Origin of the sequence: Gottfriedia endophytica (assembly GCF_017814275.1) — a bacterium.
In the GTDB taxonomy this organism is placed as follows: Bacteria; Bacillota; Bacilli; order Bacillales; family Bacillaceae_G; genus Gottfriedia; species Gottfriedia endophytica.
Map to the genome: position 1 here is coordinate 96,755 of NZ_JAGIYQ010000011.1, position 24,299 is coordinate 121,053.

At 34.0% G+C, this 24,299-nt stretch carries 14 protein-coding genes and 1 pseudogene; 2 read left to right on the forward strand and 13 right to left on the reverse strand.

The window, feature by feature from the left end; all coding sequences use genetic code 11:
* Positions 1-243: 243 nt before the first annotated feature.
* The 8 genes and pseudogenes from J5Y03_RS15095 to J5Y03_RS15130 all read right to left on the reverse strand — a co-directional run bounded on the left by J5Y03_RS15095 (position 244) and on the right by J5Y03_RS15130 (position 19,334).
* The gene (locus J5Y03_RS15095) at positions 244-1,221 is read right to left on the reverse strand and encodes an L-threonine 3-dehydrogenase (RefSeq protein WP_209406828.1); all 978 of its coding nucleotides are present in this window, start codon (positions 1,219-1,221) and stop codon (positions 244-246) included.
* Positions 1,222-1,270: 49 nt separating this feature from the next.
* On the reverse strand, positions 1,271-2,461 hold the full coding sequence (locus tag J5Y03_RS15100; protein ID WP_209406829.1) for a glycine C-acetyltransferase: 1,191 nt from the start codon (positions 2,459-2,461) through the stop codon (positions 1,271-1,273).
* Positions 2,462-3,215: 754 nt separating this feature from the next.
* Positions 3,216-3,421: pseudogene (locus J5Y03_RS15105) on the reverse strand (type I-C CRISPR-associated protein Cas8c/Csd1); the annotation flags it as partial.
* Between the two features lie 144 nt (positions 3,422-3,565).
* Entirely contained in the window at positions 3,566-12,952 is a 9,387-nt protein-coding gene (locus J5Y03_RS20020) for an InlB B-repeat-containing protein (protein ID WP_209406830.1), read from the reverse strand.
* A gap of 569 nt (positions 12,953-13,521) precedes the next feature.
* A complete protein-coding gene (locus tag J5Y03_RS15115; RefSeq protein ID WP_209406831.1) occupies positions 13,522-14,037 on the reverse strand; it encodes a DUF6933 domain-containing protein in 516 nt (171 codons plus the stop codon).
* Between the two features lie 23 nt (positions 14,038-14,060).
* Entirely contained in the window at positions 14,061-15,029 is a 969-nt protein-coding gene (locus J5Y03_RS15120; RefSeq protein WP_209406832.1) for a YbgA family protein, read from the reverse strand.
* 63 nt (positions 15,030-15,092) lie between these two features.
* A complete protein-coding gene (locus tag J5Y03_RS15125) occupies positions 15,093-18,173 on the reverse strand; it encodes an AAA family ATPase (RefSeq protein ID WP_209406833.1) in 3,081 nt (1,026 codons plus the stop codon).
* A gap of 3 nt (positions 18,174-18,176) precedes the next feature.
* Complete coding sequence (locus tag J5Y03_RS15130) at positions 18,177-19,334, reverse strand: exonuclease SbcCD subunit D (protein ID WP_209406834.1); 1,158 nt, start codon at positions 19,332-19,334, stop codon at positions 18,177-18,179.
* A gap of 161 nt (positions 19,335-19,495) precedes the next feature.
* Between J5Y03_RS15130 and J5Y03_RS15135 the strand changes: the two genes are divergently transcribed.
* Complete coding sequence (locus tag J5Y03_RS15135; RefSeq protein ID WP_209406835.1) at positions 19,496-19,819, forward strand: thioredoxin family protein; 324 nt, start codon at positions 19,496-19,498, stop codon at positions 19,817-19,819.
* Between the two features lie 296 nt (positions 19,820-20,115).
* Here the strand turns inward: J5Y03_RS15135 and J5Y03_RS15140 are convergent, their stop codons facing one another.
* Positions 20,116-20,739 carry a phosphatase PAP2 family protein gene (locus tag J5Y03_RS15140; RefSeq protein ID WP_209406836.1) on the reverse strand — a complete coding sequence of 208 codons (624 nt, stop codon included), beginning with the start codon at positions 20,737-20,739 and terminating at the stop codon, positions 20,116-20,118.
* A gap of 57 nt (positions 20,740-20,796) precedes the next feature.
* On the reverse strand, positions 20,797-20,970 hold the full coding sequence (locus J5Y03_RS15145) for a YozD family protein (protein ID WP_209406837.1): 174 nt from the start codon (positions 20,968-20,970) through the stop codon (positions 20,797-20,799).
* A 157-nt stretch (positions 20,971-21,127) separates the two neighbouring features.
* Here J5Y03_RS15145 and J5Y03_RS15150 point away from each other — a divergent pair, with 157 nt between their 5' ends.
* Positions 21,128-21,307: a hypothetical protein gene (locus tag J5Y03_RS15150; protein ID WP_209406838.1), complete on the forward strand. Its 180-nt coding sequence runs from the start codon at positions 21,128-21,130 to the stop codon at positions 21,305-21,307.
* A gap of 9 nt (positions 21,308-21,316) precedes the next feature.
* On the opposite strand, the gene J5Y03_RS15155 is transcribed toward J5Y03_RS15150, so the two are convergent.
* From J5Y03_RS15155 to kamA, 3 genes are all read right to left on the reverse strand, one after another.
* Positions 21,317-21,985, reverse strand: a complete 669-nt coding sequence (locus J5Y03_RS15155; RefSeq protein WP_209406839.1) for a hypothetical protein — start codon at positions 21,983-21,985, stop codon at positions 21,317-21,319.
* Between the two features lie 379 nt (positions 21,986-22,364).
* Positions 22,365-22,583 (reverse strand): YozE family protein, encoded by a 219-nt coding sequence (locus J5Y03_RS15160; protein WP_209406840.1) that lies wholly within the window; start codon positions 22,581-22,583, stop codon positions 22,365-22,367.
* A gap of 103 nt (positions 22,584-22,686) precedes the next feature.
* Positions 22,687-24,102 (reverse strand): lysine 2,3-aminomutase, encoded by a 1,416-nt coding sequence (gene kamA, locus J5Y03_RS15165; RefSeq protein WP_209406841.1) that lies wholly within the window; start codon positions 24,100-24,102, stop codon positions 22,687-22,689.
* Positions 24,103-24,299 lie beyond the last annotated feature (197 nt).

Sequence of the window (24,299 nt, forward strand, 5' to 3'; positions counted from 1 at the left end):
TGACTTACAAAATTCGTATCTATAAACAATATTTAGTAGATTGCTGTTAATCTAAAACGAATCATGCCCTCTATGAAGGGAATATACTAAAGAATAATATAAAAAAAAGCGATTTTCGTTTCATACTGAAACGGAAAATCGCCTTTATATTATTCATTCAAGATTAGGATTAAAAATGAAAATTTTATAGTGTCTTCACCAAAATCCTCTTCTTTTTAACATTCATTCAAATCTTTAATCTTTTTATGCTTTAATTGCATCATCATTAGATAGATTCAATTTTACAGATAGATTTTCTAACATATCTTTAGTCATGCGGTCTAAATCAAATTTAGGATCAAATCCCCATTCTGCTTTTGCAGCAGAACAATCAATTGAATTTGGCCAAGAATTCGCAATACCTTGTCTAATTGGATCAACATCAAAATCAAAAGTAAATTCTGGGATGAACTTACGAATAGAATCAGCAATCTGCGTTGGCTCAAATGACATTGCTGTAATATTAAATGCATTTCGATGTATTAATTTTGTAGGATCTGCTTCCATCAATTTAACTATCGCATCAATTGCATCTGGCATATACATCATGTCCATAAAAGTACCTTCACCAATGAATGAAGTATATTTTTTATGTTTAAGTGCCTCATAGTAAATTTCTACAGCGTAGTCAGTTGTGCCTCCACCTGGAACTGTATCATATGAAATTAACCCTGGAAATCTCACACCACGAGTGTCTACACCAAATTTTTCGAAGTAGTAATCACAAAGTAGCTCACCAGCCACTTTTGTTACACCATACATCGTCGTTGGACGTTGAAGGGTATCTTGAGGTGTATTATCTTTTGGTGTATCAGGTCCAAATGCTCCAATTGAACTTGGTGTAAAGAATTTTAATCCTAATTCTCTTGCAACTTCTAGCGCATTAACTAATCCGCCCATATTTAAATTCCAAGCCAATGTTGGTTTTGCTTCAGCAACTGCAGAAAGCAAAGCAGCTAAATGAATAAATGTATCAACTTCATATTTTTTAGCAATTTCTAGCATTTTTTCTTTATCCATTACATCTAATATTTCAAAATGGCCATTTTCAGTTATAGGACTTCCTTCAATTCGGCGAATATCTGTAGCTACAACATTTTCTACACCATAGTCTTTTCTTAAGCGCATTGTTAATTCTGAGCCAATTTGTCCAAAACAACCTGTTATTAATATCTTTTTCATTTCTTACTCCACCTTTAAAAATAATAAAGAACAATACTATCTTGTATGATTAGATTACCCCTAGTTCACGTCCAACTTTTTCATATATTGCTATTACATCATCTAACATTTCTTTAGTATGTAAAGCTGTTGGCATATTACGAATACGTCCTGTTCCTAATGGTACTGTTGGGAACACAATTGATTTCGCATATACGCCTTCTTCATATAAGCGCGCTGAGAATTTTTGTGTAAGATTTTCGTCACCTATAATACAAGGCGTGATTGGAGTTTCTGAATTACCAATATTAAATCCAAGTTTCGATAAACCTTCTTTTAAATAATGTCCATTTTCCCATAACTTTTCAATCTTTTCAGGTTCTTCAGACATGATACGAATTGCTTCAATACATGCTGCCGCTGAAGCAGGCGTTAATGAAGTTGAAAATAAGAAAGGACGAGCACGAACTTTTAACCAATCGATTAATTGCTGTGACCCTGCAACATAGCCACCTACTACTCCAACAGCTTTAGAAAGTGTTCCAATTTGGAAATCTATTTTATCAGATAAGCCAAAATGTTTAACGGTTCCAGCACCTGCTCCCATAACACCTGAACCATGAGCGTCATCAATATATGTAATCAAGCCGAATTCTTCAGCAATTTTTACGATTTCAGGAATATTAGCTACATCACCATCCATTGAAAAAACACCATCAGCTATGTACATTACTTTCTCATACTGACCACTTGTTGTTGCTTCTTTCGCTTTTTCACGTAAATCATCCATATCCTGGTGCTTTACTCGAATGATTTTAGCACCTGATAACCTACATCCATCAATAATTGATGCATGGTTCAATTCATCCGATAATATAGCATCCTTTTTACTCATAACAGCTGAGATTGCTCCCATATTACAATTAAAACCAGATTGGAAGGCTATCGCTGCTTCAGTATGTTTAAACTTAGCAATTGCTTTTTCAAGTTCATCATGGATATCCATTGTTCCATTTATTGTACGTACTGCTCCAGCTCCTACACCGTACTTTTCAGTAGCATCAATAGCTGCTTTTTTCAAGCGAGGTTCTGTTGCAAATCCCAAATAATTGTTTGAAGATAAATTTATAAAATTTTTCCCAGCAATTTTTATAGTAGCTTCATTCGATCCTTGTAATGAATTGATCTCATTATAGAGCCCTTTCTCTTTTAACTCAGCCAACTGAGGAGATAAAAACGCTTCCAAAGTATTGCTTGACATAATACCAGCTCCTTAAGCGATTAATTAAATTCAATATTATAAAAGGAGTAACCTCCCTTTATATCTTTAACTATTATTAGTAAGAAATTTTATTAATAAAATAATTTCACATTTTCACTGTGATTGTCCCCATTGTTTTATACTAAGTTCACTTAATTCCAATGATGCTCAACTATTATCTAAATTGAAATTTACTACTAATAATCAGTTCATTTAGTATTTTACTCTTTTTTCGTTTAAAAGTTAATACTAAGTTTTTCTACTCGAAATGTTTTAATAGTATTAATATTTTATCAAATTTATCCCTGTTCAATAATACCCTGGTTCCTATTTGGTTCAAGGGCTTTTTCAAATATATTAGTTTTCTTTTGTTATATTTCTTGCCCACTCTAGCATTTCTTGAAATACTAAGGAAATTGCTTTAAGAAAGGCCAATTCATTGAATCTTTAAAATTTCATATGGACCCTACCCTGTCAATTTCAAAACATTATCAATATACAGTATTTTTGTACAAAAAGAGTCCGTTAAGTCCATTAAATCAAGAATGAATTATATTTATATGCACATCTAATCTACTAAATCTATTATTTCCAGTAATTCTGTGCAATTTATGTGCAATGTTAAAATGAATATAAGTTAAAATGAAGGTAGGGTGTCCTTATAGCTTTACATACATATGTTCATAATGAATGTGACATTGTTTATAATACTATCGCGCCAAACTCTGTTATTTCAATCCACACATCCATAGTGAATTAATGTACTGGCAGTATTTTTATCAATAACAACCGCTGAGTGAAATTCACCATCCTCTGTAATTTGAACTTCAATATGTGCATTTTGTCTCGTATGTGAAATAGGCAGTAATGTAAATTCCTGACCGTTATATTTTTTTCAATCACACCAATCTGACCTAAATTAGATTCATAGGTCTCATATAAATTTAATAACCAACTCATATATTTTTTTCGTGACTTCTATAGGGGAATAATATCATTTTGGAGTAATTATTTTAAATTAATATGATATTTTACAAAGCTATTGGTTATTATTGCGTACTATAAAAAAAGCTGTCGACTTTGTCGACAGCTTCAAACGATTTATTACTTAATTATTACAGAACGATTTACTACACTACCCTTGTTTCCTGCTTTATCAACTGCATATAAAGTAATTGTATTCTTTCCTTTACCTACTTTTGATAAGTTTACAGTAAATGTTCCGTTACTTGATACTTTAACATTAGTTACTACTTTATTACCAATTTTTACAACAATTGTAGAATTAGCTTCAGCAGTACCTTTAATTTGAATTTGGTTTTTATTTTTTAGAATGAAGCTTGAAATCTTAGGTGCGTTTGGTGCTGTTTTATCTAGAACTTTGACATTTGTAGCAGCACTTTGATTTCCAGCTGTATCTTTTGCATATACAGATAACTGTGTTCCAGCTTTTTGTTGTTTAATTTTGATACTAAATAATCCTTTAGAATCGGCTTTTCCTGTTGCAACTACAATATTATTGATTTTCACAATGATTATTGCATTTGCTTCTGTGATTCCAGTAATCTTCGTATCATTGTCAGCAATTAAATTAATAATTGGTGCTTTTGGTGCTGTACGATCTAATATTGTAATTGATGATGCTTCACTTTGATTTCCTTCAACATCTTTAACAATTACTGTTAATACAGTTCCTGCTTTTTGTGGCGTGATTTCAATACTATATATTCCTTCTGCATCTGCTTTTCCTGTTGCAACAACTATATCTTTGTTTTTTACAACAACAGTGGCATTTGCTTCTGTCTTACCTGAAATCAATCTATCATTGTCATCAATTGGATTAATAACGGGTCCAATCAGTAACCATTTTGCATAAAGCGTTACAGAACTCGTCACTTTATCTGTCGCAAAATTCCATGCAGTTTGACCTATAGTATCCTTATACCAACCAACAAATGTGTAACCTTTTCTTGTTGGTGCTGTTGGTTCTCCAACAGTCGTATTAAAGATTACTGTCTTAGAATCTACTACACTTCCACCTTGGCTATTAAATGATACTGTATACGAGTTACTACTCCACCTCGCATATAATATTGTGTTTGCTGTTACTTTATCTGTCGTAAAATTCCATGCATTTTTTCCTTCAGCATCTTTATACCAACCAACGAATGTATAACCAGATCTTGTTGGTGCTACTGGTTCTCCAACAGTCGTATTAAAGATTACTGTTTTAGATTCTACTACACTTCCACCTTGGCTATTAAATGATACGGTATACGAGTTACTACTCCACTTCGCATATAATATTGTGTTTTCTGTTACTTTATCTGTCGCAAAATTCCATGCATTTTTTCCTTCAGCATCTTTATACCAACCAACGAATGTATAACCAGGTCTTGTTGGTGCTGCCGGTTCTCCGACAGTCGTATTAAAGATTACTGTTTTAGAATCTACTACACTTCCACCTTGGCTATTAAATGATACTGTATACGAGTTACTACTCCACTTCGCATATAATATTGTGTTTTCTGTTACTTTATCTGTCGCAAAATTCCAAGCAGTTTGACCTTCAGCATCTTTATACCAACCTACGAATGTATAACCAGGTCTTGTTGGTGCTGTTGGTTCTCCAACAGTCGTATTAAAGATTACTGTTTTAGAATCTACTACACTTCCACCTTGGCTATTAAATGATACGGTATACGAGTTAATACTATTATTACTACTCCACTTCGCATATAATATTGTGTTTTCTGTTACTTTATCTGTCGCAAAATTCCATGCAGTTTTTCCTTCAACATCTTTATACCAACCATCGAATGTATAACCAGTTCTTGTTGGTGCTGTTGGTTCTCCAACAGTCGTATTAAAGACTACTGTTTTAGAATCTACTGCACTACCACCTTCGCTATTAAATGATACTGTATACGAGTTACTACTCCACTTCGCATATAATATTGTGTTTTCTGTTACTTTATCTGTCGCAAAGTCCCATGCATTTTTTCCTTCAGCATCTTTGTACCAACCATCAAATGTATAACCAGGTCTTGTTGGTACATTCGGTGCAGTGATTGTTGTTTTATATTCTGCTGTCTTACTTTGTACTAATCCACCATCTTGTCGATCAAAAATAACAGTGAATTTAGTAGGTGACCATTTTCCATAAATTGTTTTTGCAGAATAGATGGAATTTGTGAAATCCCAAGGGATTGTGCATTCTTCATCAGCAAACCAAGTTAAATCATAACCATGAACAGTTGGTGTTGTGATTCTGCGTGCAACAATTTGATCCTTAGTTCCTTCTTTTAGTTCAGCCGGAGCATCTCCTGGAAGGACGAAATGCACAATATATCCATTTACTACTTTTTGAACGAATGTCACATCAGAATAGTCAGTAGCCTTAATCGTAATCGTATAATCTTTTACTCTTGTGAAAAGACTATTATCTAAAGTAATTGTTCGGTTCACTTTATCCACATCGAATTTCGATCCATCTACTGCACTACCGTTGATGGCAATACCAGTAATTGCATTTGCCCAATCTTTGTCGACGTACTCTAACACAATATTGTTCCCTAATGCATTATCCGTTGTATCTGGTGTCACAAAAGACCCAGCTAACGCATATTTCGCGTAAAGGGTGATTGGTTTTGTCACAATGTTATCAAAATCATATGGGATTGTTAAATTTTGATCCATATACCAACCATAGAATTTGTAGCCTACCTTTGTCGGATCGATTGGTTTTGACGCATTTCTATCCACGATTTGTGATGGTACTGGATCTCCACCATTTGACTCAAACGTAACTGTATAACCGATGACTTGGTCAATCACCACAACATCTTTATATCCTTCTGAAACAATCGTCACATTGACCTTTTGTCCATTTGTGAAAAGTGAAGCTTTAAGGGTAATATTATTATTCGAAACCGTGTAATCTTTATTTAGTTCTAGAGTTTTAGAACCTATCATTACAGCTTTGATATTATTTTTCCAAGTGCCAACATCAGTAAATGTTAACGTAATGTCGCTACCTACAATATTTCCTACAACGTCTTTATTCACTGTTGGTGGAACTTTAATCCAAGATAAATAGAAAGTTGAATTATCTGTTAGGACTTTAGGGTTTGTTGTAATATCAGATTTCTTATCACTTGAACTCGCTGCATCCAAATAAAGGTCGTTACTAATCGTTAAATTTCCATTCGTTACGCGTGTTGAACCTGTAGACATATTTGGCGCTGTTGTTTTCCCATTAACCAACATATCGGCAAAATATAGGTCATTTGCATTCTTTAACGTACCGGCATTTAAATCAATATGACGTCTATACCCAAGTTGTATATTTGGAATTACGACATTTTCACCTGAAGTAGATGTTAACGTTAATTCATACCCTTTGATAGCGCCAAAATTTGCAAGCGTTGGCATTTCACTGAAAGCAAACTTTTCTCCTAAATTACTTTGACCTGCTTGAACAGCTTGATCATGTGTTGCAGTTTTGAACGATAGGATTCCGTTACTTTCATTTGACGACAAGTCATAAGTACTTGGGTCTAAAGTATACTTCGTCGGTGTCGTTTCTGTTGTGCCATCGCTCTTCATTGCATAGAATTTCGCTTCTATTTTTGCAATTTTGTCTTTTCCTGTTAACCAAGAAACATTCGTTAAATAATCAGGGATATTAATTTTTAAATCGCCTTCTCCAAGCACCCATCCTATTCCACTTACAGAACCGTTACTTCCGTCAAATTTTAATCCATTCGGGTTCGCTTTATCAACTGGTGAATAACTTTGTGTCGTATTCATTTGCCATTTTGCATAAACAGTTTTGTCTGCTGTTAAAGCACGCGATGGATCCCACAGTGTTGTACCAGTTGGTTCATTAAACCACCCAAGGAACTTATAACCAGGTTTCGTTGGTGCAGGCCTCATATATGAAACCAAATCACTACTCGGACCATTCGATCTACTTGAATCAGCCTTGTATCCTACTGCCATCGGGTTAATTACTGTACCGCCTTGGCTGTCAAAATTAATAGTGAATCCAACTGGCTGTTGACCTGTGTAAACAGGATCGTAACCTGCGATGGAATCTGGATAAACAGTGCCATCTGTTCCTATTGAGCCGATCGTAAATCTGTAAAGTTGTGGCAGATAGCTTTTTCCACCAGGGTTGACAGTCGCTTGATTATACGTTGAACCATTATTCGGATCAAGTGTCGAATCTGTCATAAATGTTTTCGCATTGAACGTAATTTTACCTGGCATACTGATGTCATAATATTTTTGATTTGTATCTGGATTGATTAAATTACTTATATCCATACTTTTTCCAGTATTTGTCGTCACAATCACTTTATTGATACCATTTCGCCAGTTCGCATTTTCTGGGAATGTTAATGTTAAATCCTGTCCGATATGCGCTACTGTTGGATCAGTAATGATTGGAATCACAGGCGTTGGAATTGGAACCGCTGAGACTGTGAAAGCCTTAGTTACATCTTGGTATCCTGTAGCCTTTACTGTCATTGTGTAATTCGTTGCCGTTGGGAATAACGATCCAGGGAACGTAATTTTAGATGGCATAGTCTGTTGAACACCATTTTGATCATAATACATATATGCTGGTGATATATTCACTAAATTTGTTACATCAGTTGTACCTAGCATGATTGTTGTAATTGATTTTCTCCATACTACATCATCTACGAACACCGTACTTGTAGGAACAAGTGAGATTGTTGCGCCATTTTGTAAGTCTTGTAGCTTTGGTGTTGTTACGATTTGTTGACTTGGAGCTGTAAAATTAAGTTTTTGCATAACTTGCTGTAATGTATCTCCGGCATTTAACGTGATTGAGCCTGCAAAGTCTGTTGTAATCGTTTTATCTTGATCTACTGTTAATTGTGCAGTTGGAACAGTTACCCCTGCATCAATTGCACTTTGATTTTGTTGACCAAAGTTTTTAAAGATGAAATAGAAGTCATTATAATCAATTCCGTAACCAAATCCACTTGGCTTAATCCAATATATATCTGCATCACGGTTCGTGTTTAAGAATGCAGTTTTATTAGCTAATGTATTCGCTGGATTATTAAAATTATTTAAGTTTTTATATTGGTAATAGACATCGATTTCTTTCAGTAAATCTTTCATATCGATTACGTTGTCACCATTTACATCCCCACCTAAAAGGATAGGGAATAGACCTCGAATATCCTTTACAGTACCTGATTGATAACCGAATTTGTTTTCACCAATTACAGGTGTTTTTTCATATCCTTTAAAGTGTCCTGGTACACTTGCTTCGACAGAATACGGCTTGTCACTAACATCCATTGTCAAAGCATAATAAGGGTTTATAAACGTATAAGCCATTGTATTATTAAATGATGTTGGTTGGTCCGTTGTAAATTTTTTACCTTTATCATCAATAGCAGTTACCTTCGCACCAGAATCAACCGTGAATTGAGGATATTGGTTATTTACATTATTTCTTGCGAAAGATTCCGCTGCCACTTGCCCTCTAAGTACAGAGATATTCTGTCTTACATAAGGTACATTTGTTGGAAACCATGCAACACGTGTATCCTCACCTGACAAAGTTAAATTCGCTTGCAGTAATTGATACTCGAATGGTCCTGTTATTGGATCAGGGCTGTTATAAGTCACATCTGCTTCAATAATCGGCATATCATGGTCAAGTGCACCAGCTGGGCCTATATTTGAAATTGTCACATCTGTTGTTTTACCCTTTTGATAAATTGGATGAACATAAGGTTGACTGACTGAAAGTACTTTAGTTGGATCAATCCCCTTACCGATCAGGTAATTTTTATACTCCTCCGTTAGTCGGATATTGCTAAATTCGTAAACACTATTACTGTTCAGCATAAATTTACCGCCAGTCATTCCAACACCATACTTAGTTGTGATAGTCGTTTTGAATGGTTTATTCGCATCGATGACCAATTTATCTTCGTTACCTAGACCTGCGTCTATTCCATTAGATGAAGTTAATGTAACATACGGATTTCCCTTTTTGATAAAATAATAAGTCTGTCCGTTTATACTTCCATCACTTTCACCTGAATAATCAACAGGGTCAATATAAAATTCACTACCCAATTTATTTGCAACGTCCTCAGCCGTCACACCAAAATGAAAACGACCTTTCGCATCAGTATTAAAGTAAACTGTTGGGAACATACTATCTTGATAACCTATAACACTGTTCAATGCTTGATCAACTGGAACTGGTGTTATGCCATCCTTAGGACTTGGCACTGACGTTTCTCCATTATTTTTCATCACATCTATGTTCGAGTCATAAACCGTACCATAGAATCCTTTTATTTCTTGTCCAGGCAAATATCCTGTCGTATCAATTTCATAAATTCCACCATTGGAGTCTTGATCCATCTTCATTGTTGGTGGTGTACCGTCAACATAGACCGTATCTTCCGCTGTGTAACGTTTTCCATCTTTACCAGTTGCGATCAACTCCAGCGAGTAAGCACCTTCTTTTAGCACTTCCACTTTGTTTGAGATGCCAGACTGATCATACGTTCCATCATATGTTTTTGTAAATGGAAGATAAAATCCTCTAAAAAGTGTTATAAGTGGTCCATATTGAACACCTGGGATCAAATTACTACCGTTTGATAACGTGTTAGCTATACCTATATATTTTCCATCCTTGTCTTTTATGGCAATATATAAGTTTTCCATTTCATTATTTACCGATAAATAATAAGCTGAAAGATTTCCTTCTGCCGCCGCTTTTATCGCTACTTGGAATTTATTAATTCCTTTTTCCGCAACTGTAATCGTAAACGGAATACGATAAGACTCAGATGAGTCCTGAGAGTTTACTAGGCTAATATAACCCTCGTAAGTTCCCTCTAACGAATTTGACGGTACTGTAATTTTTGCCATTGCTTTAACAGTACTTTCTCCGCCAACATTAATAGATGACACATTTTTCCCATCTACAGTAAAATCAATATTAACATCATTTCCTGTACCCGGACACACTTTATTCGATCCAGCAAATTTTGTTGAAATATATTCAGTACTTACATTAAATGTTTTACTGCTAGTTCCTTGATTGATTACATTGAAGTCTTTTGATGCAATAACGTCATCAGAACCGTTCGTTGAACCTTCTCCTCTGCCTTTAAAACCAAAGAACATGCTTCCAGTAAGATTATCAACTTCATGTAATGTTGATGCGTCTGCTAGATTATCTTGCGTAATTGCTTTATCTAAAACTTGGATTCTAGTATCTGCATTAATCGCACGAGCTGGGTCAACACGTCCTGCACCGACCTGGTATACACTATAAGTCTTTGAATCTGTATTAATATCTTTTGCTGTGTTCATTAATGCCGCCTTTACATCTGCTGGAGTGTAATCTGGATGAGCAGCTAACACCAATGCTGAAATACCTGCAACGTGAGGAGTTGCCATAGAAGTACCTGACATAATCTGATAATCATATTTATAATCATGTGTTGTATTGTCTTGTGGCTCCCAAATATCGTATGGAGCTGTTGAAGAAATATCTACACCAGGTGCTACAACATCTGGCTTAATCGACCAATTCGAAACAGGTCCTGTTGAGCTAAAGCTTGCCAATTCGTCTCCATTCTTAGAAATTGCTGGATCAAGTGTAGATGGGAACGTAATGCTTGCTGATTTAGGATCCTTCTGAATTTCATCTGAAAGAGCTTGCCCTTCCGCTTGAGTCAATGAAATAGAGTATACATTATCCATACTTACACCTAAGAAACTTGCAATATATCCTTGGTTATCGGAATCCTCAGTGTTATCCCAGATAATCATACCCTCTGCTCCGGCTTTTTTAGCATTTGCCATCTTTGTCTGTAAATACTCTCCGCCACGTTTTACAAGAGCAAGTTTACCAGACATATTAATTCCATCGTAAGCTGCTACACTACCTAAACCAACATCAACGATAGGAATTGTTTTCCCTTTAAATTCATCATCTGCTTGTGCGAAGTTTTTACCAAACAAACGAGCTTTATAGGAAGCTGAGCCATTATTTATTGTCATCACTGGAATGTCTTCCGGAATTGTACTTGCTCCAACTGTTATTGCTAACGGTGATGTTCCAGGTGAGCCCACAGTAGCTGTACCTGGACCACTATTACCTGCTGCAACATCACATACAACACCTGATAAAGTAGCGTTGTTTATAGCGATACTAGTTGGATAAAGCGGATTATTAACCGATGCGCCAAGTGAAAGATTGATGACATCCATATGATCCTTTACTGCTTGATCAATGCCATTCAATACAGAGTCTGATGTACCATGTCCACCTGGTCCTAAAACACGATAAGCATAAAGGTCAACATTTGGAGCTACTCCGTTTGCTGAATAGACATTATTATTATCTGTCGTATTAGCAGCAATTGTTCCTGAAACGTGAGTACCATGTGATGTTATATACTGCTTATAATCCCCAGGTGGTGGTCCTACAGTTGGATCCGGGTTCGACTTAGCTGCTTTCCAATCATTATAAGTTGTTTCCATTGGGTCATTGTCATCCACATAAATTACATTACCTTTTGAATCGATTCCTGAATTATTGACAAAGTCATGTCCACCCTTATATACAGCTTTTAAATCAGGGTGATTGTAATCGATACCTGTATCTAGTACCCCTACTTTCACTCTCTTGCCAGCACGAGGACCAGATTTAATAATACCTGTGTTTCCTTCTGCTTGAAGTTTATCAATACCCAATAAAGTAAGTCCTGATGTAGGCTTACCCACATTATCACTTGTACCTGAAGATTGTGATGTACTATCTTGATCAGCTACAGTATATTCAACCGCTGACCATATAGAAGCAACTTCTGGATTTTCCGATAATTTTTCAACGAGATTTGAAGGTAAAGATAAAGCTACTCCATTAAATGCCTCTGAATATTCTCTCGAAATACTCATAGTTGTGTTAACAGATTTTCCGCCAACAACTGTAGTTTTAGGTTGAGTGTTCACAAAGGTTTTAAATTTAGTATGAGATTCTTCAACTTTGTTTTGTGCGTCTGAATATTCAGCTGCAAAATCTTGTCTATTTAAAGTTGCTCCACCATTTGCCAATGATTGCTTAATAATTTGTATCTTAGCGGGATCTTCTTTAAATTGAACAATTACATTAATATTTTTTGAGCTATGTAAATCTTTTTGGTCCACATGGATTTTTTGTGCATTATCTGCACCAGTAAGCTTGTTAATATTTGCTTTTTGCTCGGTAGTAAGTCCGTCAAGAATACGGTTTACTTCATCGGCAGTAAAAGTGCCATTAGATGCAGTTTGCTGAGTTAAGTTAGTATCAGCAAATGCTTGTTTCAAACCAAGAGGCAATACAACGTTTGAAAGCATTGCACTCAACGCAAAGATCGAAAATACTTTCCATATCTTTCTCTTACTCATCTTTTTTCTTTGCTTCATGGTTTCCCCCCTGATAGAGCGTAATGAATGTGAAAATCATTAGCTCAAACCAAATTTTTGATTTCCGTTAGAAATGTTCGTAATATTCCTAATATTAAAACATTAAAATCATTTTACTGGAGTTTTCTAATTTTGTGTATTGGGGGAAAATCAAATTTTACCAACGATATTTTACGACAAAAATACCTTCATTTGGCCAATTTAGATAAGGAATTAAACAAAATTTATTGCGAAAAAAATCTAATTTAAAGGATTATCGAATAATGTTTTCCAAAAATTTGGGGGAATTTAGCGTTTTAAAAAAAAGAAAAGTATAAACATCCAGAAAATTCCTTTTACATCAACTCTAACTAAAGAAAAAGCTATCAATCTCCTAAAACAAATAGGAATGATAGCTTTTAAAGGTAGAGGATATCCAAATATAAGATAACGCTCAACCCCTTATATATCAAGGGTTTGAGCCTTCTCGACTGTATGATCCCAACTGGACTTGAACCAGCGACCCCCTACCCTGTCAAGATAAATCCTAAGAAGATTTCCATATTCATGGGATTTATTAAATAAACTATTTAATTTTTCGAATATTGTTCATTTAAAGCATCAATCATCATTTTATTAGGATACTTTGGTATTTTCATCATTGGTGTACAGTTAAGATCACGGTTAATTTCAAATATATCAATGGTATTACCTCTCTCTGCTTCATAATAAATAATATATTCTAATGATAATATCGAATCATTCATTTGTGATATGATACTTCTGTCACTTGTAGCGTAAAATTGAATATCACCTAGTTGATTAATATACCAATCAACATGATCAGGGTTAATCCCATCTGCAAGAAAGTTTGAGACAATATTCATTTTTACAATTTCTTCAAACATAACAAAATCCTTTTTTACTAAGCCATATAAAACAAAATGATACCTTGTCACATTGTTCATTACTAAAACACACTTTTTTCTTCCAATTTTAAATAAATGTGCATGCCAGCAATAAATTTGATTTACATTCAGTAAATCTGGTTTAGATACTTTTAATTTCATTTCATCTGCTAATTTTTTAGTACATTGAATGATCATCTTTTTCTTTCCCCTAATCCCCTCTAATAATCCCTTCCCTTCCCAGAATCCGATATAGCAACTAATTCCTCTGGGTAAGGTTCAAAATATGTTTGACTGAGCAGATATTCTTGGTTAAATCGAATCGCCCACGATTTTAGTAACGAAACAACTGCACTTAAAGGAACTTTTTTATCAACATACTTGTCCAATAAATCTAAAAAGTATTTTCGTTCTTTGTCTGATAAAGACTTAGAATAGTAGCCAAATATATGCTGACATGTATTAACGTGAGACCTATATTGTGGAGTTTTGCTTAGTAATTGATATAGTAGTTGTTCATATTTATTGTAAATTATCTCTAGATCTATTTTTCTGTGCTCAGCAACGATTCTTCCTAATTCTTTTAATTTTGTTTGGCTGTAGGTCATGAACAAATATTTATTAGATGCTTGAAAATCTTGCAGCTTTTGATAGGTTGGTTTTTCTTTCATTTTTCTCCAATGAGCAAGTGTAAATAACTTTATAAAGAAATGCTCACGAATGGTGAAATTTTTCAGGCGCCCCTCTTCTTCTACCGCTGCATGTCCAAATTGTGCCAAAACTTTGCGTCCAAACATACCACTACCTTTAGATAGAACTGGCATTTTCCCATTATTAGAATAAATCTTTACGTCCCGGGTGCCACAGCTCGGCGAACGATTTTTTAGAATAAATCCATCCACATCAGTAAGAGAAGCTAGAAAATTTTCACTAAATGCATTCATTTTGTCAGTTAAATTCATTCCAGTACTAGGCTGAATTAATCGCTCTACCCCGTTAATCTCAACAATTCGAATCGTGTCTCTCGGTGTTCCAAGTCCAATTTCAACTTCTGGACAGATTGGGATATAGTCAACAAAAGGTTCGAGCTGTTGAACGGTTTCGTCGTGCAACAGCTCTCCATTATATCTACAAGCTTCAAATTCGATACATTTACTAACTACCACTCTAGGTTTTGCAAAATTCCTCATTGATCCTCCTGGAAAAGTGCTTTTACAATTAGTGTATTTTCTATCTATCTTTTCACTTGCAACTTATTTTAATACGACTGAAAGCTCAGAATGACCTTGATTTGTTTTACGGACTTCAATAATTGCAGGCATTGCATCCTTCACTTCTTGAACGTGTGAAATAACTCCGATTAGTCTTCCTGTTTTTTGTAACTGGATCAATGTATCAATCGCTTTTGTTAAAAGCTCATCATCTAATGAGCCAAAACCTTCATCAATAAATAATGTATCAATTGTGACGCCACCTTGATGTGCTTGGATGATGTCAGCCATACCTAAAGCTAGACAAAGGGATGCATTAAATTGTTCCCCACCTGATAATGTTTTTACATCTCGAGCAAGTCCAGTGTATGAATCATATACTTCTAATCCAAGTCCACTTTGTTTTCGGCCTTTTTCTACCATATCTTTTCGCTGAAGCTGATATTGTCCATTTGATAAATGATCTAGACGTAAATTCGCAGATTCAATGATTTGTTCAAAATAATCTAATAGAACATATCTTTCAAAAGAGACCATTTTATCATTATCACCTTTTGTAACATTATATAGTGCTGTTAGATTACTTAATTGTTGTTCACTTTGAAGAAACTCTGAATAGTAATTTGTTAACTCTTCTTTTAGATGAATCGTCTTCTTATTTTGTTCTTCAATTTTGATCAGCTCATTTACAATTCCATCAACCTGTATTTTCAATAACTTCAATTCTTCACTTAAGAGAGTTGTATCAATTAATTCCATTGAAGTTGATTGTTTTTCACGAACGTCTTTCTCTGTTTCTAAGCGTGAACGCTCTTCATCAAATTTTGTTATGTCTTTCTGATACTGATTAATAAATGAAATGTATTTTACTGCTTCTTCAAACTGGCTGGCATCTTTGAAATCATATTCATTTAATTTCATATCAAATAAATTACTTGATTGCTTTACTTCATTTTCTAAACGTAGCAGTTCAGTTTGTAAATGTTGGCATGTCGTTTCTTTGATCGTTTTTTGCTCAGTTAATTCAGTGGATGTTTTTTCAATCGTTTGAATGTATGTTGATAACTCTTTAATCTTTTTCTCAAATTCCAGAACACGTTTTGTCCACTCTTCTAAAGTTTTGAGGTCTTCAGGAAGTTTTGATTCGAGTTGAACAAGATTTAGCTTTAGTTCATTCACTTTTTGATGATACTTTTCAACTAAATTAGTTTTTTCTGAATGGACTTGACTTAGTTTTTCTAAGTCCATTTCCATTGATTTAATTTGTTTGTTTAGTTGTTCAGCAACAGCCTTTTTCTCTTCCAATTGTTTAAGTTCTAAAGCAACTTGATTGTATTCATCTGCAAATGCAAGCAAACTCTCTTTCGTAAATTCAAATTCTCCAAACTCTTCGTAAAAATGAAGTTTATCTGTTTCGATTGCAGCTTGTTGTTGAGTTACTTGTCCAATTAGTACTGACAATTCGTTTTGAAGGTTAATTGTTTTTTCCTTCTTTACATTGTATTCTTCTTCATGAATATTCCCAGTAAATGTTGCTGGAACAGGATGATGCAAACTTCCACACACAGGACAAGCTTCATTTTCTTTTAATTCTTTCGCTAAAACAGCAGATTTTTGCTGTAGTATTTCAGCTTCAATTTTTTGAACTTCAGCCATTGATTCATCAACTTGTTTTTTTAATGATTCCTGCTTAGAAAGTGTCTGAGATACTTCTGTAATCGCAGTAACAATTCGTTTTACAAGTCCACCCTTAAGATGCATTTTCTGTTTCAAAATGGACTTTTCTGTCCAAAGATCATTCACATTTGATAAGGATTCTAGTTCATTCTTTAAACCCGTAACTTTTTCTTTGACGACTTCAACCTTTACTTTTATCGCCTTCTCTTCCTGTTCTAGGACTTGAAATTGAGTATTTGCCTTAGAAAAGTTTTCTTTCAGCAGATCGTATTCAACTAGTACGTTTTTTACTTCTTGTAATGTCGATATTTGATTTTCCGCACTAAGTAGATCTTTCTTTTTAAGAGGAAGTGTAGTCATTTCATTTGCAAGTTGGTCAATTTTTATCTTTACTTCTTCTAGTAAATTGCTCTCATGCATCAATTTTTCGTTTGTTTGTTTTAGATGATTAGTTAGGCGTTTTAGATCAGCTTCATAAGGAACAACCTTTTCTGCTTGTTGTGCTATGATTAACTGCTTCTTTTTCTGTTGAATTTGAACTTCCTCTTCAACTAGCTTTCCAAGCAATTCTTTAATGACATTTAAACGATTAATATTTTCATTATGTTTTTCTGCAGAAAATAGTTTTTGTTGTTTCGACTCTACTTTTTCTTTTAAAAGTTTTTCGTTCTCAGCCATTAATTTCAATTCATCTGTTAAGATAGTTGAATGGTCTGTTAAAATTGACTGAATTTGATGAATGTTTAGCTCTTCACTTTTTGAAATGTCAATTCCATTTTCAAATAGTAATTCTTGTACGACCTCTAATTTAATTCGAATGATCTGTTTAATTTGTTCATTTTCTTTACTAATTTGACTTTTAACAGTTCCAATCGCATCTTTAACTTTGTCATATAACTCTGTTCTAAATATTTTGCGTAATATTTCTTCTTTATCTTTTGTATCTGAAACTAATAATTTTCGAAACTCACCTTGAGGTAATAGGACAATTTGCTTAAACTGGTCAGCATTAATCCCTAAAAGTTCTTCTACCTTCTTATTTACAATCGATGTTTTATTAAACTCTTGGCAGTAGGGTACTTTTTCATCGTTCTCGATTTTATAAAACTCGATTTTATCACCAGTTACCCCTTTATTTTGTTTCTTTTGGTGTCCTCTTTGTCTAAAAATAATATATTGTTTTCCTTTTAATTCAAATCGTAATTCAACGCTTGTATACACTTCATCATCAGCAAAGTGGCTTCTTAATAATGCTTGGTCATTTCTGTTTTCTCCACTTGCTTCCCCAAACAAAGCAAAACAAATTGCATCAAAGATTGTTGTTTTACCAGCTCCCGTAGGACCAGTAATTGCAAACAGTCCTCTTTGTTGGAGGTTCTTAAAATCAACATTTACTCGATCTTTATATGGTCCAAATGCAAGGAGTTCAAGATTGATTGGTTTCATTTTTTACTCCCCCTTTACAAAAATCTCATTTAATAGATTTTTCATAAATTCATTATTTTCATCACTTAACCCTGTATTTGTCATTTCTTTATAAAACGCTTGAAATAGCTCTATTTGGTTTTTTTTCTCTTTTTCTACGAGTTGAAGCCGCTCTGCCTTGTCTAGTGAAGTTGGCTGTTCTCTCTTTCGAGTTACGTGCATTGCATTAGGATAAACTGTTCGAATTTGTTCCATTGGATGCAAAACGGCATGTTGATCAGTTAGTTTAACAAAAACATAATCATCATTTTTTGGATGTTTTCTAATTTCTTCTAATGAACCTTCTACCGTACGAAGGTCACGAAGAGGTGCAAATTCTCTTTTATGAATTGATTTCAAACCATTTTCATCTAATTCAATAAGAAAACATCCCTTTTTATGATGTTCCTCAGACAATGAATATTTCAGAGGTGAACCTGCATAACGGATTGATTCATTTCCAACAAAATGTGCACGATGTAGATGTCCTAATGCCGTGTAATCAAAATGTTGAAAATAGTGATGGGAAACGTATTCTGCTCCTCCAATCGAAAGCGTACGCTCACCTTCTGTTTCTTCATCAGAAGGTTCCCCATTATTTGTCACAAATGCATGGCCAATAAAGATATTTCGAGCAGACTTGTCCATTTCATGATCGCGAATATGATTAACAATTGCTTTCATTGCATCATCATGAGTTAAGATATCATCATTTTTCATGACATAACGAACAATGCTCGGTTCCGCATACGGAATTAAATAAAAATGTACTTCTCCAAACTCATCTTCTAATACCACTTTTTTAAATGGACATTGGAATTTTCCAATGATATGAAGTCCTTCTTTTTGCATAAAACTAGATCCAAATTCTATTCGTTCGGCACTATCATGATTTCCAGCAATCGCTAAAACTGGTGTTTTCAAATCGATGACAATTGACTTCAATATATCATTTAATAGCTCAATCGCATCCGTAGGCGAAACACTTTTATCATATAAATCTCCTGCAATCATAACTGCATCAGGCTTTTCTTCTTTAATGATCTCAATTAGTTGTTCAAGAATAAATCGTTGGTCTTCTGTCATATGTACACCATGTACAATTTTTCCTAAATGCCAATCCGCTGTATGTAGAATTTTCATCCTTACACTCCTCTCTTTTCTACCTCTATTGTATACCATTCATACGAACGTGTGTATGGCTCATAACGGAAACTTACTAAAAAAATACTTAATAAAACATTTAAGTTGTAAATTATTGGTTTTTCAGTAACAATAACAGTGTATTAAATCATTAGGAGGTAATGATCGTGGAAAATATTAAAGACGTATCAAGATACGAAGAAGTAATTAAAAGTGAAAAACCTATAATTGTAAAATTTTACGCAACATGGTGCCCCGATTGTAGTCGATTAAACGCGTTTATTGGGGAGATTTTTGAAGAACACCCTTCATTTGAATGGTTTGAAATGGATAGAGATGAATTTCCTGAAATAGCACAAGAACAACAAGTAATGGGCATTCCAAGTTTATTAGTGTATCAAAACGGAGAAAAAATCGGACATTTACATAGTGCAAATGCCAAAACACCAGAGCAAGTTTCTGAGTTCTTATCTCAATATAAGTAAGATCTACAATGTATACATTTCTCCTTTCAACAAACTCTAATAGTATGTGAAAGGAGTGATTTAAATGGCAAAAGGCAAAAAGAAAAACGCGCATAAACATGCTGCGAATACAGTAGCAATTGACACACCATCACCAGGAAGAAAAAGATTCGATCGCGGAAAACAAGAATAATCTAACTAAAAAAGTGCCTTGCTTACCCCATTAAGTTTTAAGTAACTTACTACTAACTTAATGGGGATAGCTTGGCACTTTTCTGTATTGTTTCACAAACTATATTCTAGAACCTTTCATCTATTTAAAATTGTCTATTTCTAAGTAAAAACAAATACGTATTTCTACAGATCACATACCAAACATAACCTGAACACCATCCTGCTACAATGTCACTAACGTGATGGACATTTAAGTAAATACGGCTTAAAGAGATTAATAAAATCAGTAGTATCGCAACCAGTATTAACTGTTTTTTATATAATTGAAGAGTTGGGAATGTAATCATTAATAGAAAACAAAGCGTTAAAAAGAAACAAGTTGCCATTAAGGCGTGTCCACTCGGAAAACTAGATCCGCTTTCATGGTAAAATGCTGTAATTGGTCTTGGACGATCATAAAATCCTTTTAAGATTGTTACTAAAACGCGAGATGTAAGAACTGTGATTAGTAAATACACTCCATTCATAACCTTTTTTTTCATTGCAGCTATTACTAAAAAAATAATTGAAAAGAATATGTATGCTTTTGTAGAGCCAAAATCTCTCAAAAAATAAGAAACATTGTCAACATTCGTTGAATCTATTTTATTCATTACATTAAATCCCAATTGATCAACATTCTGAATAAATTTAGTACTGATTATACTACCTACTAAAATAAATAATAAAATTGCACCGAATACTTGTCCTAAACTGTTTTTCTTCAAGCTCTCTCCTCCCACCTAAATGAAAAACGACGAGGGTTCCCGTCGCCACTTCCATGACTATTCTTCTTCCTCAATTTCATCAATCATACACTTTTCCAGTAAATACTCAAAAGTAATATCCGCAAGTTCTTCAATTTCTTCATCTTCTGGTACATAACCTCGTTGAATGAGCTGTTGATAGAAAAACTCTGCAATTTCTTCCGTGTCAATCACCACTTCGATTTCCCTCACTAGCATCACCCCTTATTAGTTAATATGAAAAAGATTCGAAAATATGTGAGAAAACTTTTTAAATTAGAAAAATATATATGTAGCTCTATGAATATTGTTTTAAATCGACACATATACTCAATTAAAATTACTAGCCTGAGTAAAGGGGATGTCTAATATGGAACAAAAGGACAAGCTATATAAAGAATCAAACCAAATCGTAAGACAAGTAACACATTTTATTATGAATGAAGAGCTTTTTGAAACAATAGTAGAAAAACTTACTACTTTTCTATTTATCTTTTTATTAGTTATAGGCATACCTTTTTTTATTCATATCATTCTTCAATTGATCTAATTTTCCTTTTTAATTAGTTTTCTTTTCAGAAAATTTATTTAGATTTTTTAAGACAAGGTCCATTACAATTTTATATTCTTCGTCATTAAATAGATTAAATAAAACGGCATAGTCATTATAGATATCAAGCAAGCCATCGATGAGTTCTTGTTTTGTTGCTTTATTTCGATTTTTATTAAAATTGTTCATTGAACGAAGTTTTTCAAGATCTAATTTATTGATTCCGTTCTTATCATTTCTCATTTTTTTTAATAAAACATTAGCGGTTTGTGCAGTTGCGATTAAAGTTAAGTCAATTTCATCAGCTTCAAGCCATTCACCATCAGTAATTCTGGCTAACTCATAAATTGTATCTTCCCACGAATCATTTTTATAGCGCCATACTTCAGTTCGATAGCCAACTATTCGAAAAATTTCTTTTTCATATCCATTGACTTGAACTAGGTCACCAAAAGAAAATGAATAACTAACTTCAATCCATTCTTTTTGTATCTTTTTGCCATCATATTCATTTAATAGTTGTAATGTATTTTCAACGAATAGCCCTTCATGGTTGTTTACTTCATAAACAAATACACTATCCATTAATTTTATATTTGTTATTTTCCCAACAGTTCCATATAGAGTAATCACGACGATATCACCTACATTATATTTAGGCTGCCTTTTCTTAGTCATTTCTACCCCTCCTTTATTGCCGTGATTCCAGTGTTTTACTGTAATATATGCGTAGTTGGTTTTATTGCCTGTTATTTCACTACCTATTTTATTAGAAGGAATAGCCCAATTAATTTCCCATACTTTGTTGCTAATTTAGAATGCGTTAGTTGATAACACCTCCAGGATGCTCGCTTTCCGCGTGGCGTGAGCTAGCCTCCTCGGCAAGCCTGCGGGGTCTCAGCCTTCCCGCTAATCCCACAGGAGTCTCGCACCTTCCGCCCGAATCAACTTCTGTCTTACAAGTTATAAATCTTAAAATCAACAATCTTTTAGAGTCAGTTATAAAAAAATCTTTTGAAAAGAGCCAAAAAAAATAAGATACAACCATTGTTGTACCTTACACTTCTTCTAAATATAAATTCCAGGCTTCGTCAAATACACTCATTGGAAATTTTAACGAACCACTTAATTCTAAATAAGAACTGATTTCATCATATTCACTTGTATGTTTTGGAAATGAATGATCGTTATACATAAAATCAGCAAGCATTTCTAATTGATCTTTAATTTTTTCACTTCGATGCTTCATCATATAATGGTAAAATGACTTTCTCATATATCTTCCCTCAATTATTGTTTTCTTCTAAAATACAAGTTTAATCATGAGAAGTCAAAGAGTTTTGATTATCTTGTAAGTTTCATAACTCCATAATGACAAATTATTTTTTCTCCTCATCCTTTTTAGTCCCATCCATTTTTTGAATCTGTGAATTATATTTTCTTTCTTTCATTTCATCACGTTTCTGTCTTTTATCCTTTAACGAACTATGTGAAGGATCTTTTAAATAGTTTTCGCGTTTCTTCAAACGTTCTAATTGACTCGGTAATAAGCTTGAATACTCTTCAGACATGATGCCTGCAATACCGATATTGGAAGCTTTTGTTTCATGGTCTGAATAGATTGATTGAAAATATTCATCTGCAGTTCCTTCAACATAAGACTCAGGTTCAGGATAAAAAGTAATCACACCTTCAAAGTTTCTCAATATTGTTTTTTTACTGCTTTGTGAAACAATATAGTTTGGTTGAAGAGAAATTTTCCCTCCACCACCTGGAGCATCAACAACAAATGTTGGAATTGCATAACCACTTGTATGCCCTCTGAGTCCTTCTATAATTTCTAACCCTTTTGCAAGAGGTGTTCTAAAATGGCCAATCCCTTCAGATAAATCACATTGATATATATAATATGGTCGAACTCTAATTTTAACTAAGTCATGCATAAGCTTTTTCATGATTGGAACGCTGTCATTTATTCCTGCCAAAATAACTGATTGATTTCCAACTGGAACTCCAGCATTAACAAGCATTTCACACGCTTTCTTTGATTCTTCAGTGATTTCAATTGAAGTATTAAAATGTGTATTTAACCAAATTGGGTGATATTTTTTTAAGATAGTGCAAAGATTTTCTGTTATCCGCTGAGGAAATACAACTGGTGCTCTTGTACCGATCCGAATAATCTCGACATGAGGAATCGCACGTAAATTTTTAATAATGTATTCAAGTATGTGGTCGTTTATTAATAATCCATCCCCACCAGAAATAAGCACATCGCGAACTTCTGGATGATTTTGGATATAAGCAATGGCATCATCCAATTGTTTTTTAGGCACACCCATTCCGATTTGTCCTGAGAATCTTCTTCTCGTACAATAACGGCAATACATTGAACATTGATTTGTCACAAGAAATAATACACGATCAGGATAACGATGAGTTAATCCTGGTGTTGGAGAATCATCATCTTCACCTAAAGGATCTTCTGCATCATATTTTGTTTTGTTTAGTTCTTTTCCAATAGGAACAGACTGCATGCGAATAGGACAACGAGGATCAGTTGGGTTCATGAGTGAAGCATAATATGGGGTAATATTTAGTGGAATCGTTTTCGTAGAAATTCGAACGCCCTCTTCCTCTTCTTCTGTTAAATCGATGATTTGTTTCAAATCATCTAAAGTACGAACTGTGTTTGTTAATTGCCATAGCCAATCATTCCATTGATCTTCTGTTACGTCTTTCCATAATGAAATATCCTTCCAGTGTCTTTTCGGTTTATATAAATCTAAGCTCATTATGTCATCCCCTTTTTTATTATGGAGAATCTACTAGGTATTTACCTACTTCTTTATATGCGATGATTCGTTTTATGGTGCAAATGAATCCATAATTGGTTTATATAAATCGACATTTCACTTGGCAATTTTTCCTCATCATCAGCAAGATTAGTAATTATCTATAAAACAGCAACAAAACCGACTAACCTAAGTTA

Coding starts and splice junctions, on each gene's coding strand:
- kamA (WP_209406841.1), bottom strand. CDS start 24,102: ATGAGCTTAGATTTATATAAACCGAAAAGACACTGGAAGGATATTTCA.
- J5Y03_RS15135 (WP_209406835.1), top strand. CDS start 19,496: ATGATCGTGGAAAATATTAAAGACGTATCAAGATACGAAGAAGTAATT.
- J5Y03_RS15155 (WP_209406839.1), bottom strand. CDS start 21,985: ATGACTAAGAAAAGGCAGCCTAAATATAATGTAGGTGATATCGTCGTG.
- J5Y03_RS15120 (WP_209406832.1), bottom strand. CDS start 15,029: ATGAGGAATTTTGCAAAACCTAGAGTGGTAGTTAGTAAATGTATCGAA.
- J5Y03_RS20020 (WP_209406830.1), bottom strand. CDS start 12,952: ATGAAGCAAAGAAAAAAGATGAGTAAGAGAAAGATATGGAAAGTATTT.
- J5Y03_RS15100 (WP_209406829.1), bottom strand. CDS start 2,461: ATGTCAAGCAATACTTTGGAAGCGTTTTTATCTCCTCAGTTGGCTGAG.
- J5Y03_RS15095 (WP_209406828.1), bottom strand. CDS start 1,221: ATGAAAAAGATATTAATAACAGGTTGTTTTGGACAAATTGGCTCAGAA.
- J5Y03_RS15160 (WP_209406840.1), bottom strand. CDS start 22,583: ATGAGAAAGTCATTTTACCATTATATGATGAAGCATCGAAGTGAAAAA.
- J5Y03_RS15130 (WP_209406834.1), bottom strand. CDS start 19,334: ATGAAAATTCTACATACAGCGGATTGGCATTTAGGAAAAATTGTACAT.
- J5Y03_RS15150 (WP_209406838.1), top strand. CDS start 21,128: ATGGAACAAAAGGACAAGCTATATAAAGAATCAAACCAAATCGTAAGA.
- J5Y03_RS15125 (WP_209406833.1), bottom strand. CDS start 18,173: ATGAAACCAATCAATCTTGAACTCCTTGCATTTGGACCATATAAAGAT.
- J5Y03_RS15115 (WP_209406831.1), bottom strand. CDS start 14,037: ATGATCATTCAATGTACTAAAAAATTAGCAGATGAAATGAAATTAAAA.